The 14024-nt window shown below is 37.4% G+C and carries 13 protein-coding genes and 1 pseudogene; 8 read left to right on the top strand and 6 right to left on the bottom strand.

The features are described from left to right. Positions 1-45: 45 nt before the first annotated feature. The 3 genes from NE363_RS16790 to NE363_RS16780 form a co-directional block, all read right to left on the bottom strand. The gene (locus NE363_RS16790) at positions 46-948 is read right to left on the bottom strand and encodes a selenocysteine synthase (RefSeq protein WP_445535500.1); all 903 of its coding nucleotides are present in this window, start codon (positions 946-948) and stop codon (positions 46-48) included. A gap of 122 nt (positions 949-1070) precedes the next feature. After that, positions 1071-2210, bottom strand: coding sequence for a hypothetical protein (locus NE363_RS16785; RefSeq protein WP_004699144.1), 1140 nt, complete (start codon positions 2208-2210; stop codon positions 1071-1073). Between the two features lie 351 nt (positions 2211-2561). Next, positions 2562-3272, bottom strand: coding sequence for a DsbA family oxidoreductase (locus NE363_RS16780; protein ID WP_019456796.1), 711 nt, complete (start codon positions 3270-3272; stop codon positions 2562-2564). Between the two features lie 177 nt (positions 3273-3449). Between NE363_RS16780 and NE363_RS16775 the strand changes: the two genes are divergently transcribed. Beyond that, positions 3450-4208 (top strand): hypothetical protein, encoded by a 759-nt coding sequence (locus tag NE363_RS16775; RefSeq protein WP_004699140.1) that lies wholly within the window; start codon positions 3450-3452, stop codon positions 4206-4208. Positions 4209-4229: 21 nt separating this feature from the next. Here the strand turns inward: NE363_RS16775 and NE363_RS16770 are convergent, their stop codons facing one another. Continuing rightward, positions 4230-4595, bottom strand: a complete 366-nt coding sequence (locus NE363_RS16770) for a MerR family transcriptional regulator (protein ID WP_100290198.1) — start codon at positions 4593-4595, stop codon at positions 4230-4232. Positions 4596-4666: 71 nt separating this feature from the next. Here NE363_RS16770 and NE363_RS16765 point away from each other — a divergent pair, with 71 nt between their 5' ends. Together NE363_RS16765 and NE363_RS16760 are read left to right on the top strand one after the other, a co-directional pair. Then, positions 4667-5314 (top strand): RBBP9/YdeN family alpha/beta hydrolase, encoded by a 648-nt coding sequence (locus NE363_RS16765; RefSeq protein ID WP_445535499.1) that lies wholly within the window; start codon positions 4667-4669, stop codon positions 5312-5314. A gap of 239 nt (positions 5315-5553) precedes the next feature. Continuing rightward, the gene (locus NE363_RS16760) at positions 5554-6045 is read left to right on the top strand and encodes a hypothetical protein (RefSeq protein ID WP_039251234.1); all 492 of its coding nucleotides are present in this window, start codon (positions 5554-5556) and stop codon (positions 6043-6045) included. Positions 6046-6092: 47 nt separating this feature from the next. Here the strand turns inward: NE363_RS16760 and fadA are convergent, their stop codons facing one another. After that, positions 6093-7265 carry an acetyl-CoA C-acyltransferase FadA gene (gene fadA / locus NE363_RS16755; protein WP_019456791.1) on the bottom strand — a complete coding sequence of 391 codons (1173 nt, stop codon included), beginning with the start codon at positions 7263-7265 and terminating at the stop codon, positions 6093-6095. Positions 7266-7277: 12 nt separating this feature from the next. Then, on the bottom strand, positions 7278-9431 hold the full coding sequence (gene fadB, locus NE363_RS16750; RefSeq protein ID WP_445535498.1) for a fatty acid oxidation complex subunit alpha FadB: 2154 nt from the start codon (positions 9429-9431) through the stop codon (positions 7278-7280). Positions 9432-9907: 476 nt separating this feature from the next. On the opposite strand from fadB, the gene NE363_RS16745 reads away from it, so the two are divergent. The 5 genes and pseudogenes from NE363_RS16745 to NE363_RS16725 all read left to right on the top strand — a co-directional run bounded on the left by NE363_RS16745 (position 9908) and on the right by NE363_RS16725 (position 14009). Further along, a complete protein-coding gene (locus NE363_RS16745) occupies positions 9908-10912 on the top strand; it encodes a hypothetical protein (protein ID WP_445535497.1) in 1005 nt (334 codons plus the stop codon). A 170-nt stretch (positions 10913-11082) separates the two neighbouring features. Continuing rightward, positions 11083-11997, top strand: a complete 915-nt coding sequence (lpxO, locus tag NE363_RS16740) for a lipid A hydroxylase LpxO (RefSeq protein ID WP_004699120.1) — start codon at positions 11083-11085, stop codon at positions 11995-11997. Positions 11998-12078: 81 nt separating this feature from the next. Next, positions 12079-12212, top strand: a pseudogene (locus NE363_RS16735) (hypothetical protein). Next, positions 12209-13252, top strand: coding sequence for a lysozyme inhibitor LprI family protein (locus NE363_RS16730; RefSeq protein ID WP_077169137.1), 1044 nt, complete (start codon positions 12209-12211; stop codon positions 13250-13252). Before NE363_RS16735 ends, NE363_RS16730 begins: the two are co-directional and overlap by 4 nt. Before the next feature lie 226 nt (positions 13253-13478). Then, a complete protein-coding gene (locus NE363_RS16725) occupies positions 13479-14009 on the top strand; it encodes a peptidoglycan amidohydrolase family protein (RefSeq protein WP_134262162.1) in 531 nt (176 codons plus the stop codon). The last annotated feature ends 15 nt before the right edge of the window (positions 14010-14024 follow it).

Here is a 14024-nt window from a genome sequence, read left to right as displayed (position 1 = left end):
TTTTGTGGATAAAGAAAGAGTTATCCACAACTTAATGATTTTTGGCTAAAAACTAGCTTCTAGATTCATTTGCACACTCAATTGATGCTTAGGGTCATCATCAATATGATTAAAAAAGTTAAGATCATTTTGCATAAAAATCCAATCTCGCCATATAGGTTGGCGCCATGAAATATAAGGCCCCCAGCTATTTACTCGAATGTCATTTTTAGCATATACGCCACCACTATAAACGCCGTAAGTGAGACGATTATCTTTTACAAACTCGTATTGCTGAAAAGTCCAATTACCCCAACTATAGTCTTCATTTTCACTTTTATTAATATTAAATTTACTAGCAAAAAGGGTATTGTCCTGCATTTTTTGCGTCAAGTTCAGTGTTGTTTCAGTGTAGTTCCTGCTGGTTGAGCCGTAGCGGAACAGTTGCTCTGTATCTAAGCTCATATTATGTCTTAAATTCCATTTTTTCTTGGCAAGAAATTGGACGTAAACATCACTGTCTGAGTTTGAGCCTAAATCAAGATTATTTTCAAAAGGTATCCATGTTGAAATCGTATCCCAGCTTGCGGTAAGTGGATTACTAACCGAAATACGAGGGGTCGAAGCTTTCTTCTTTTTCTTACCCAAGGTTTTATAAGGATCTTTATGCTGGCTTACACGATTCCATAACGTATCATTTCCAAATACGGCCATTAAGTCCTGAATCAGTGCGGCATCTGAATCATTATTTGTTTCTGCTTCACAGGGTAAGTGGTCAGAAAATGCTGAGAATCTTGGAGTTTTGATAAATAGCGTAGAAGAATGTAGAGATCGTCTTGTAGAGCGTGGATGCTTGAAAGAATTAGAGAAAAGTTGCGTATGAGGAATTAAAACCAGCATACCTAAACTATAAATACAAAGTAAGGCTTTAGATTTATATTCAAATGAAAAAGAAGAGAATTGATTCATTTTTCTGAAAATCAGGAATCAAAAGTTAGCTCAGTATTGTAAGGGAAAAAGCTTAAATTTTTATTTAAAAGTATTTTATTTTTCACCACCTTGGAGACAACCTCCAAGGTGGTCCGTAGCAATTAGAACAGCGCTTCTAAACGCAAGAAAGTACTCACGAAATGATTACGATCTTCACGGTGGTCATTAAAGTAATTGACATCGCCTTGTACAAAGAACCATTCACGTAAAAGAGGTTGGCGCCATGAGACAAATGGTCCCCAACTATTTAAACGTAAATCGTTACTGTTGTAGTAACCGCCGGTATAAATACCGTAGTTAAAACGGTTGTTTGCAAAGAAACTATGTTCACGGAAAAGTCGGTTCTCCCACGTTAAATCATCGTCTTGATCATCGGCATACGTTAAGCTGAACTGATTTGATAATATTGGTTGATTTGGACGAGCATGGGTGAGTTCTAGGTTAGTACGTAAATAATTTTCGCTATGAATACCATATCGATAAATTTCTTCTGCATAAAATTTAAAATCATTACGTAATTGCCAATCTCTTGATGCTTTTAAACGGACATATACGTCGTCTCCAGAGCGTATACCCAAGTCGGCATCTGTTTCAAACGGCAGTTTTTTAGAGAAATTTGACCATCGTAACGCGATTGAACTATTGTCATCTCGTGTGCGTTTAGCATCAATTTTCTTGTTTGAATCTTGATTTGGATTCTGGTTGATATTGGCCGGACTGTTATTAAATTCATTATCTAATGAGTCATCACCAAATACCACGCTCAAACGTTTCTCTAGTGTAGGAAGCTTGATCTTACCGCGAATTCTGGGCTTGATTTCAAAGTTATCGTACTCATTCCAATAGTTATCAACCATGACTCGAATCGTTGCTGTTGCTGGTTTTTGAGGGTCGACTTCACCAAACCAGTTGTCAATTTTTTCAGATGTATGATCGGCCCAATTGCGGATTTTCTTTTGCTTACGATCAAACCAAGTCTGGTCTTCAGTTTGTTCCATGGGTGGAACAATAGGGTGATTGGACTGCTCAGGAAAAATCGTTGGAGTTGCATCAATCCACCTTGGGATTTGGTCTAAGAGATTTTCATCTTTATTTTCTTGAGTTTGAGCTCCAGATGGCAAACTTTCTACTTGCTGAGTTGACGAAGAATTTATTTCTGCATGAGCCATGCATACTGAACCAAATCCTAATGTTACAAGTGCAAAAAGCTGCCGATACGTAATAACGTGAAATGTTTTCATATCTATCTTTATGTTTTGTTGTTATTGTCACTTTTGTTGATTTTTCTAATAAAATCAAGAGGACGACACAAAAGTTAAGTAAATTTAACTTTTTTTACATATTTGAATTAAATGAAAAAGTTTAAGCTAGTAGCGAGAATTTTTAAGCAAAAAAAATCCCCCAAACTAGGGGGATTTTAGATCAGGGAAACTTCAAATTCCGATCATTAAACACATAAAAAACAGAACATTACAGCGCGAATATTCTAAGTGGCAATCATAAACGCATTTTAAACAATTGAATAGTTCTTTTTTTAGAACGCTCTATTGCTAAAACGGTGATAAAACATACGATTTGTTCACACTTTACAGTTAAGACTGTTTATTTTGTGGGATATCACATGTTTCATCATTACAAACAGCCGCATCATCTTGCTCGATTTCTTGAGTATTTGCCTTGAGCTGTGCTTGTTCTAACACTTGTAAAAACACTTCACGAGGCTGTGCACCTGCAAGCGCAACTCTTTGATCAAATACAAAGAATGGTACGCCAGTTACGTTGAGTTGCTCGTGCGCAATTTTTTCGTCATGACGAACGAAATCAGCCAATTCATTTGTATCGAGTACATATTCAACTTCGGCATTATCAAGGCCAATACGAGAAGCAATTTCTTCTACCACTTCACGTTCACCAATCGCTAAACCTTCAGTCATATAAGCATGGAAAAAGGCTTCTTTTGCTTGGTTACCTAAGCCTTTACTTTGGGCGAGGTGAATAATGCGGTGAGCGTTAAAGCTATTGCCCGAGTTGGCTTTTTGCCATTGGAAGTCGATTCCTTCAGAGGCAGCCATGGCCGCAATGTTGCGCTCCATTTCTTCCATCTCTTCATAGGTACGGCCATATTTTTTCGCTAAACGCTCAGTATTTGAAGTGTCATGTGTTGCTGGCGCATTCGGATCTAGTTCGAAACTATGCCAATGAATATCAAGTTCAATACCAGCTTCAGCCGCGACATGTTCAAGGCGTTTTTTGCCGATGTAACAGAAAGGACAAACTACATCAGACCAGACATCAACACGCATGGGAGAATCTCATAAATTTTAATTACCCATCATAATAGGGGTGATGTATCAGGATTTAAAGCATTGAATAGCGAATAGAGTGTTGCGTATTGTGAAATAAATGACATATAAAGAACTAAGAGCTCTATTTTATAACTATAAAGAGCAAAACTATAAGAATGGAAATAGGAGGTGCGTATGCGCCGAATTTTGATTGCGATTGCAGGTCTGGTCGTCATTGCGGCTATTGTCTTTTTTTCCTATCAACATATTAAACAGCAACAAGCTAAAGACAGTAGCGAAATGTTCGATGTGGTGATGAGTGAAAAAATGAGTGAACTTTATGAACAGGCTCAAGATTGGTCTAAACCCGTACAACTCGATATTCATGATAAACGGCTTGCAGGACACTACAAGCAAGTCTCCGAGTTTCTTTTAAATTATTGGGTTCAAAACGTAAATGCGCGCAATGAATATTTAAGAGAACTAAAAGCTGCGAAATGGGACACTTTTTTAAATGTTGACCGTTTGGATATTGATAAAAAACAAAAATATGCTGAAACAGAAAAGATGTTGGCGGATGTTCGAAAAGCTTCAGATAAATATCAATCTGAATATGAATCAATTCATAAGACTTTTCTCGCTAAAATTCAGGAATTATCTGTTGATGCAGATACGAGACAACTACTTGAAATGAAATTGGGAACTCAGCAAAAGGCTGATCAGGATCATGCAATTTTTGTGATTGAGCTACAAATTTTAGATGATGCAGAGGAAATGTTTAAACTTCTAAAAAATTATTCGTGGCAAAAGAAAGATCATATGATTCTTTTTCATGAAAATGCCCAAGTTAAAAAATTTAACGAGCTTTACCAGCATGTTTTAAAGCTTAATGCAAAAATTGAAAGTATTAAGAAAAAGAACGTGGCTGCTTTAGAAAATGAGCTAGAAGAATAATGACAGCATGAGCATCAACTACTATGTATTGGTGCTCTCAGCTTTGCCTTTTACCAAGAAAGATTGTAATAAACTTTGAGAAGTTTGTAGTTTGTTTAACTGCTCACATACATGCATCAGTTCTGTTTGTAGCTTTTCTTGAACAATAGGGCAGAGCGTAAATATCCTTTCATCTAAATCAAAACACGGTAATAACACTTGGATATCTTTTAGTGTCATACCTGCATCATTTAATATTTTAATTTTCTTAATATTCTCAATGTCTTTTTGGGTATAACTTCGATAGTTATTGCTTGCACGATGAGGTTGTATTAGCCCTAAACTTTCATAATAACGCAGCATACGCGGACTAACTTTTGTAAGCTCGGCGACTTTAGCTAGGTTCATAAAATAGGCTTGACCTTAACAGTGGTGTCATAGTTTAGCATGCTTTTATCTTTCAAAATGGTACTTGTTCAATGATCAGAAAACTCATTTTATTGGTGTTATTCGGATTGATGTCATTTGTTGCAAATGCCAAAACACTAGAACTTCAGGAGAAGAACATGCGTCAAATATTTGTACTTCACGGTTATTCTGCTTCTATACATGATCACTGGTTTTTGGACCTAAACCATCAAATAGAAGATGAACATACGGCTGTGACCCTAATACCATTTCCGGATTCTGAGCATCCCAATGTAGATGCTTGGCAGAAGGTTTTAGATGAACAAATTCCTAACGTTAATGAAAATACCTATTTTGTGGCACATAGTTTGGGTGTGATTACTTTGCTGCACTTTTTGCAAAGACATAATTATCAACATATTGGAGGAATGATTTTAGTATCTGGATTTTCTGGGCCACTTTCAGACATTTCTCCACTCGATACTTATATAGCAAAAAGCAAAGTCGACACCAGTTACTTTAAGGACATAAAGAAAAAGCTGGTGTATTTATCTGATAATGATGATTTGGTTCCACCAAAACGGACAGTTCAATTAGCTAAGGATATTGATGCGCCGTACGTTATCGTTCCTAATGGCGGACATTTTTTAGGTCGGGAAGGTTATACGGCATTTCCGCAAGTCGTGAATTCTTTAAAAGAAATGTTAGAGAACGACTAAAAATTTATAAGATAAATCTCACTCTATAAATGATTATATTTAATTTATAGGGTGGTTTTTCTATTCGGCTTTCTATTAATAAAGTTCCTTACTATTACATTAAAAATTTTAATTATATTTACCGTTTATCTGAGCCTTACTGAATCAAAAAGCAGTTTGTTGTAGCCTATTTATAGAGACCTTTATTTGAATCTTCATCTTTTGATTGAAATAGGATGACTGATTTTTTGGAGCAAGTTATGAGCTTTTTAAAACAATCAGCTTTAATCGCTGCATTTGCTTTTATGGGTTTACCAACTGTTCAGGCAGAAGAGGTAACGACTTTACCCACTATTCGCGTTATGGCTGAATCTGAGCTACGTGACGAGGTGGGCTTTGTGCCATTTCAAGAAGATAAGAATGTACGACAAGCACTACAACACCATGAATATAAAATACATAACGATATACAGAATGCTTTAGTCCCAGAAGGTATGACGACTGTAGATTATCAGCCCGTTATGGCGCAGCCTGATCTGTCGCAACTTTCCCCATTTTTACAACAATATATTTTAGCAGTAGCGGGTGGAATCCAATCTTCTGACCCAACCAATGGTCTTTTTGAAATGTTAAGACCTTTGAACATTAATCGAGGTAATGTTGATGCTTATCGTAATGGTACGATGAAAGTAAACCTTAATGACCTCATAAATTTACAGCAGCAAATTCAAGACGGTTTAAAAGGTCGATAAAATAAAAATCCCCGCACTGAGCGGGGATTTTTTTATCTTGGTGTTAATTAAACACGTTCGATAATCGTTGCAATACCTTGACCAAGGCCGATACACATGGTCGCAAGACCAATTTGAGTATCTTGTTGCTCCATTACGTTCAACAACGTAGTGGTGATACGTGCACCAGAACAGCCTAGTGGGTGACCCAAAGCAATCGCACCACCATTTAAGTTAATGATGTCTTGCTTGTCATAAACGCCTAAGCCTTTCATTACTGACAAGCCTTGAGCAGCAAATGCTTCGTTTAATTCGATAGTTTGAATATCAGCCATCGTTAAACCAGCACGTTTAAGCGCTTTTTGAGTTGCTGGAACTGGACCGTAACCCATAATTGCTGCATCACAGCCTGCAACTGCCATAGAGCGAATGACAGCACGTGGTTTTAAACCTAATGCTTGAGCACGTTCAGCAGACATAAGCAACATTGCAGAAGCACCGTCAGAAAGAGCAGAAGATGTTGCTGCTGTTACTGAACCACCTTTAGGGTCAAATACAGGTTTTAATGCTTTGAATGCTTCAAGGTTTGCATCTGGACGAATTACTTCGTCAATATCGCAAAGGATTTTGAAACCATTTGCATCGTGGCCTTCAACACCAACGATTTCATTTTTGAAACGACCTTCTTGAGTTGCAGCCCAAGCACGGCGGTGAGATTCAACACCAAACGCATCTTGTTCTTCACGAGTAATGCCGTTCATGCGACCTAACATTTCAGCAGTTAAGCCCATCATGTTAGATGCTTTCGCATAGTGTTTAGATGCTTCTGGGTTAAGGTCGATGCCGTGCATCATACCTACGTGGCCCATATGCTCTACACCACCAATAATGAAGATGTCGCCTTGGTTAGTCGCAATTTGTGCTGCCGCTGTATGGATTGCCTGCATAGACGAACCACAAAGACGGTTCACTGTTTGACCAGCAACAGTTTTAGGCAAGTCAGCTAATAAACCGATGTTACGGCCAATGTTCATACCTTGTTCTAGAGTCTGGTTTACACAGCCCCAGATCAGATCTTCAACTTCATTTACATCAAACTGGTTACGGGCAACGAGCGCACGTACAAGTTCAGCAGATAAACTGTCGGCACGTACATTACGGAACATACCGTTTTTAGATTTGCCCATGGCAGAACGAACGCCATCAACAATCACAACGTCACGTGGATTTAAAGTAGCCATTCACGTCGCTCCTTAACCGTAGAATTTTTTGTTCTTAGCAGCCATGTCGCGCAACATTTGCGGCGCTTCATAAGCCTTACCTAAGTGTGCATATTTGTCGCAAAGCGCAACGTATTCAGCAACACCTGTTTGGTCGATGTAACGGCATGGACCACCACGGAATGGAGGGAAACCTACACCCATAATCATTGCCATGTCTGCTTCAGCGGCAGTTGCAACGATGTTGTCTTCTAAGCAACGAACTGTTTCGTTACAGAAAGCAAGCATCATACGGTCAATGATTTCTTGGTTATCAAACTCACGTTTCTCGCCAGTCACGAAAGGAGCAATGATTTCATATGCTGTTGGATCAACAGTTTTTGCTTTCTTGCCTTTCTTGTCGAGTACGTACTTGTAGAAACCAACGTCATTCTTTTGACCAAGACGTTTAGCTTCGTACATTGCTTGAATTGAACCTTTGTAGTCTGGCTTCATACGGTCTGGGAAACCTTCTGCCATGACTTCTGCACCATGTACACCTGTGTCGATACCAACAACGTCGATGAGGTAAGCAGGACCCATTGGCCAGCCAAACTTAGACATTACATTGTCAACTTGTTGGAAGTCTGCGCCGTCTTTTACAAGAAGGTCAAACGCACCAAAGTAAGGGAATAATACACGGTTAACCAAGAACCCTGGGCAGTCGTTTACAACGATTGGTGTTTTACCCATTTTTTGAGCAAGCACTACAGTCGTTGCAATCGCTTCTTCAGAAGTTTTTTCACCACGAATAACTTCTACAAGCGGCATCATGTGAACTGGGTTGAAGAAGTGCATACCAACGAAGTTTTCAGGGCGTTGTAATGCTTTCGCTAAACGCGTGATTGAAATCGTAGACGTATTAGAAGCAATGATCGTATTTTCACGGACATTCTTTTCAGTAGCCGCAAGTACCATTTCTTTAACTTTTGGATTTTCTGTAACTGCTTCGATTACGATATCAACTTCTTTAAACTCGTCGTAGCTTAAAGTAGGGCGGATACGTGCAAGAGTTTCACCCATTTGCGCAGGTTTCATTTTCTTACGTTCAACTTGTTTAGTTAACAAGCTGTTCGCTTCTGACATACCTAATGCAAGTTGTGGGTTACCAATATCTTTCATGATAATTGGTGTGCCTTTGCTTGCCGCTTGGTAAGCAATACCACCACCCATAATACCAGCGCCAAGTACAGCTGCTTGGTTTACAGGGTGTGCACCTTTTTCATGTTTTTTAGCAGTTTTCTTAACAACTTGGTCATTGAGGAATAAACCAATCAATGCACCAGCTTGTGGGGTAATTGCTGCTTTCGCAAAGCCTTCAGCTTCAACTTTTAACGCTTCATCACGTGCAAGGCTTGCACCTGCTTGTAATGAATCAAGTAATAATTTTGGAGCAGGGTATTGAGCAGGGTTTGCTTTAGCAAGTACTGCACCTTTTGCTGTGTTGAACGCCATCATTTGTTCAAGCGGGTTCAATTTTACAGCATCAAGTTTCTCTTGGCGTTTTGCTTTCCAGTTTAAACGACCAGAAATTGCTTGTTTAACCAGGTCAGTTGCAGCATCAAGTAATTTATCAGCAGCTACTACAGCATCAACAGCACCATCTTTAAGTGCAGCAGCCGGTTTTTTAGGAACAGCCATTGCCATCCATTCAACTGCGTTATCGATACCGATAACACGGCTTAAACGAACGCTACCACCGAAACCAGGATAAATACCGAGTTTGATTTCAGGTAAGCCCACTTGTGCAGCTTCTGACATCACACGATAGTCACATACTAAGCACATTTCAAAACCGCCACCTAAAGCCATGCCATTAATAGCAGCAACTTTTGGAAGGTCTAAATCTTCAAAGCTATTGAAGATTTCGTGAACAGGCATAAGCCAGTCAACAATCGCTTTTTCGCCTTGTGCAAAGTTTTCACCAAATTCAGTAATGTCTGCACCAACGATAAATGTTGATTTACCTGAGGTAACAACTAAGCCTTTAATATCGTTATTGGCTTTTACCGCAGCAATAGCAGCTTGGAAATCTTCAATTGTTGCACGGTTAAATTTATTGACCGACTCACCTTGTAAGTCAAAGCGGAATTCTGCAATTCCGTCCGCAAGCATTTGGACGGTAATGGCATTGCCAGCGTGGATCATGCCTGATCTCCTTAGTTTTGGAGGATTTCTAAGTTGATGTTATGAAGCGTGTGTACAGCTCCGGTACACATTTATGCTTCGCTAATCTTACGATAACTATATCTAAAAAGAAGCCAACAAGTTGTATCAAGCCGTGACGCAAGGGTCATCAATTATCTGCAAATAATTTTTTTTAATTTATTTATATGAAAAATATGTTTTTTTATAGGGAGCAATAACTTGATAAGCAAGGGTTGAAGGGCCCATAAGAGAATGTAATAAATGATGAAATGAATGATAAAAGAGCAATGAAATAAGAGAGTTTTCTATGGGAAAAATGCATGTAAGAAAAAATAATAAACACTATTAAATAACTCAATTTTTTGAACTGCTAATGAAAATTAAGATACTTTGTGAATTATTAGACAGAAATGGTTGTCTATTTTTTTATCTTTGGATAAACTTTGTGTTATAAAAATGTTAGACAAAGTAATATTATGTTAAAAAATAAGTTTATGATTTTAGCCATCTTACCAATGATGTTGAGTGCGTGTGGCGGTGGTGGTTCTAGTGATAATAATTCCGTAAATAACGATCAAAGTAGTGCATCACAAGATTCTACAGCGAATGGAAGTCGTTATTATTTTATGGATTACAATGCGAATGAAACAGATGAGTTAAATATTTCTTATTTTGAAATATTCAATAAAAAATCAACAGATGGATCCTCTAATCAAGCTTTAGGTGAGTATTTGCTTACAGAGAAAAAACTCTATTTGCCAACTGATAGAGCGATTAATGTGATGAATATTAATTCGCTAACGGATTGGACACTGGATCTTATTGGTGATGTGAAAGAGGATTGGAAACTTCAGAGAGTTAATCTGTCTGGTCAGAATATGTTTGACGCTGTTTTACCAGGTTATCGAGCAGTAGGCTTTCCAGTAAATGATGCAAGTACGACTAATGGGCGTATATTTCTTAATACTTATGGACAGAATAAATTTCCTGAAGGAAGTAGTTGCTACCGTTTAATTTCAAAAAAATCTAATCAAGAGTCGTTTGCATTTAATGTCGGTCAAGATTATGAACTTAACCAAAGTTTTGATGAGTTCGATGCTGAAAATGCTCCATATCTTAATCGTTTGAATCAAACAAATCCATTTGGCTTTACTTATAAAGCAGTTAAGGGAACATGGCAAAATGTTTCATGGACAACAATTTATAATACTAGTTTAGGTTTTGCTGCGAGCGATAGTGTTGCGGTGCAATATCAAGGTAAGCCATATATAGCAAATTATACAAGTAACATTGCTTGGACGGCTGATCAAGAAGTTAAGCATTGGGAAACATACTTAAAAAATACCAATGATTCTGACAGTATTCGTTTAGCTCAGTTAAGAATTGCACAATTGAAAACTGGCTGTTATGCCTACAATGAAACCGCTGCAAGAGCACTTGTTTCTCTGAATGCGTTAAATTGGAAACCCTATAAAAACTAATTTAAAGCCTGAGTTTAAGAAATCTCAAGAATAAATATTCTTGAGATTTCTTTTTGCTAAAAATAATAGTTAATCATATGACTCTGAATTTTCTTCGAGAGTTTGTTATTATTTCTCCGATTTTAAATTTCTTCGAAGTATTTTAAAGATGCTTAAATGCGAGTAACTATATGATTAAGTGGATCGTATTAGCGATTTTTGTAATATCTGCATTGTATATCCAACATCGCGGCAAAGTGCGTCACTCGTTTTATCGTCAATTTTTTGACCATTCAACCTTGCTCGCACCGATTAACTTTTTAATGTACATCTTTTCAAAGGTACCGAATCAGCCTTATATCGACACTCAACACTTCAAAGATTTAAAAGTGTTAGATGAAAATTGGGAAATGATTCGAGACGAAGCGAAAGCTTTATATGACCAAGGTGGGATTAAAGCATCGAGTACCTATAATGACTTAGGTTTTAACTCGTTCTTTAAAACAGGATGGAAACGTTTTTACCTCAAATGGTATGAGTCAAGCCATCCTTCGGCTGCTGAACTTTGTCCGAAAACAACGGCTTTACTCAAAACATTACCGACCATTAAAGCAGCAATGTTTACCGAACTTGCTCCTGATAGCCGTTTGGTTAGACACCGTGACCCGTATGCAGGTTCACTTCGTTATCACTTGGGTTTAATTACACCAAATGATGATCGCTGTTTTATTGACGTTGATGGTGAAAGATACTCTTGGCGTGACGGTCAAAGTGTTGTGTTTGATGAAACTTATATTCACTATGCTGAAAATAAGACCGATCAAAACCGTATCATTTTCTTCGCAGACGTTGAGCGTCCAATGAAAGTGAAATGGATGGAACGTTTCAACCATTGGTTTGGCCGTAACGTGATGACTGCAGCAAGCTCACCGAATGAAACAGGTGACCAAACAGGTGGTTTAAATAAAGCTTTTGGTTATGTGTACCAAATTCGTATTAAAGCTAAAGCGTTAAAAGCGAAAAACCGTAAGTTGTATTACTTCTTAAAATGGTTCCTCATGCTTGGAATTTTCTTCCTGATTTTTGTACGACCATATGTATTTTAATTAAAATGCCCGAAAGGGCGTTTTTTTATTGTGATTATTTAAATAGTTTAGATTTATTTTTATGCATTTAAAACGCTGATTATTAGCGGGGGGAGTATTTTATTTAAAATTTTAGGTGAATTTTATATTAATTATTGGGATCATAATGCGACTGGTAAATATATACCTTTCTTTGTACTTAATAAATTTTAAAAATTTGCGTGGAATATAAATGAATACGGTGATGAAACAAGCTTTAGTAATAACTACATTTAGTGCAGCAGTAATATTAACTGGATGTGGTAAATCTAAGCCAGAGCCAAAATCAAAAACAGAAAAAGTTGAGGCAATTTCGGATTGGAGCTGTACGCACCCTGACAATTTAAATCAGATTCAAACCTCTTTGAAAAAAGAATATTTGAAGCAAATCGAACGTAGCTTAAGACAAAGTCAATATCAGGTTGATGCTGATATTCTTAATAAAATTAATCAAGGTTTGAAGTTTGAAATTAAAAATATTCGCACTTTACCGTTAGAAGACGAAAGTCAAAAAAATACACAACTCAGCTGTGAAAGCCAGTTAGTTGTTTCATTTCCTAAAGGTTTACAAAAACGTGCGGAAAAAGCATATGTTGAAGAACTGCGACACTCTAATGAAGAATCGCAAACGCTGAATGACTATTTTTCGGATAATGAATCATCTTTGACTCTTGAAAATGATCAATTGAAAGGTGAATTTTTCTATAACATTACAAAAACAGATAAAGAGGGGTTGGTGTTTGATTTGCCAAGTCAAAACACTGTGATTGAAGGATTGGTTTTTGTTGCCACTAAAGCTGTGCAATATGCGGCTTATGTTAAAGAAAATGAGTTGATTGACGAAAATATTGAAGAAAATCGACAAATGTCTGAACAAAATAATGAAGAGCAGACTGCTTTGGCTCAAGAAGCCATGGATGTTCGTAAAAAAGAATTAGATAGCGACAAAGCGAAGCAAGTGGAACGCTTAAATCAGACTTGGGATAAATTGAGCGCCGATAAAAAAACTCAATTTAAACAAGATCAATCGGATTGGTTTAAAAAACGTGATGTTGAATGTAAAGTACTGGCACAAAAAAGTGTGGAAGAAATTCCCGAAAAGGACTTAGAAACTTACCAAAAGCAATCCGATTATTGGACTGCTGATATGCGTAAGCAAAATCAAGAGATGCAATATACTCAGTGCTTTATTCAAAAAACTGCAGAGCGAACAGTTTATTTAAATAATTTAAACTAATCTGAAACTCTCTATAAGTGTTTGGTCAATCGTGTTGAAATAGATGGGATTGACCAATCTTTAGTAAGCTCGAAAGGGATTTTTTATAGAATAAATTCGATAATTTTTTTTGTGACCCATTTCACAGTGCTAGGAATTTGTTACAACTATTAAAAGCCAACGCATAATTTTGATTCTACAATTGCTCCGTTTTTTCGAAGACTGGTTAGCGGAAGTAGGTTTCAAAATGGCTCATGCTCATCACGTAGCTCATGCACATGTTTACCATATTAAATTGAGAAAAGAAGAAAGTTCTCAGGGTGACTTAAAAACGAAAGCGATGTTAAACAAAGCTTCTGCTGAGACTAAAAAGCATAGCCGATCGGCTTCTAAAAGACATAAAGTAGAAGACCAAAATATAGATCTGCATAAATTCTCAAGCAAACTTGAAAGTATGTCTGCAAGGCATAGTAAAGAAAAATGTGCCAAGAATATCCGTATTGCTTTACAAGCGGCTGGCGCAGACGTTTCAAAGCATCCAGTGGCTGCATCTGACTGGGGACATACTCTAGAAAAGAACGGCTATAAGAAAATCAAACCAGCATTCAACCGTCCTCAAGAAGGCGATATTTATATTATTGAACGTACCAGTGGCCATACCTACGGGCATATTGCTGGCTATACGGGCAATGGCTGGTTCTCAGATTTTCGTCAAAAAACCTATGCGGTGTATAAAGAAAAAGACGTGAAATATAGTTACTATCGTCTCGATTCCTAAAGACGTACGACACAC

This window comes from Acinetobacter sp. G18 (assembly GCF_052660225.1).
This window is presented reverse-complemented; position numbering and strand designations above follow the sequence as displayed.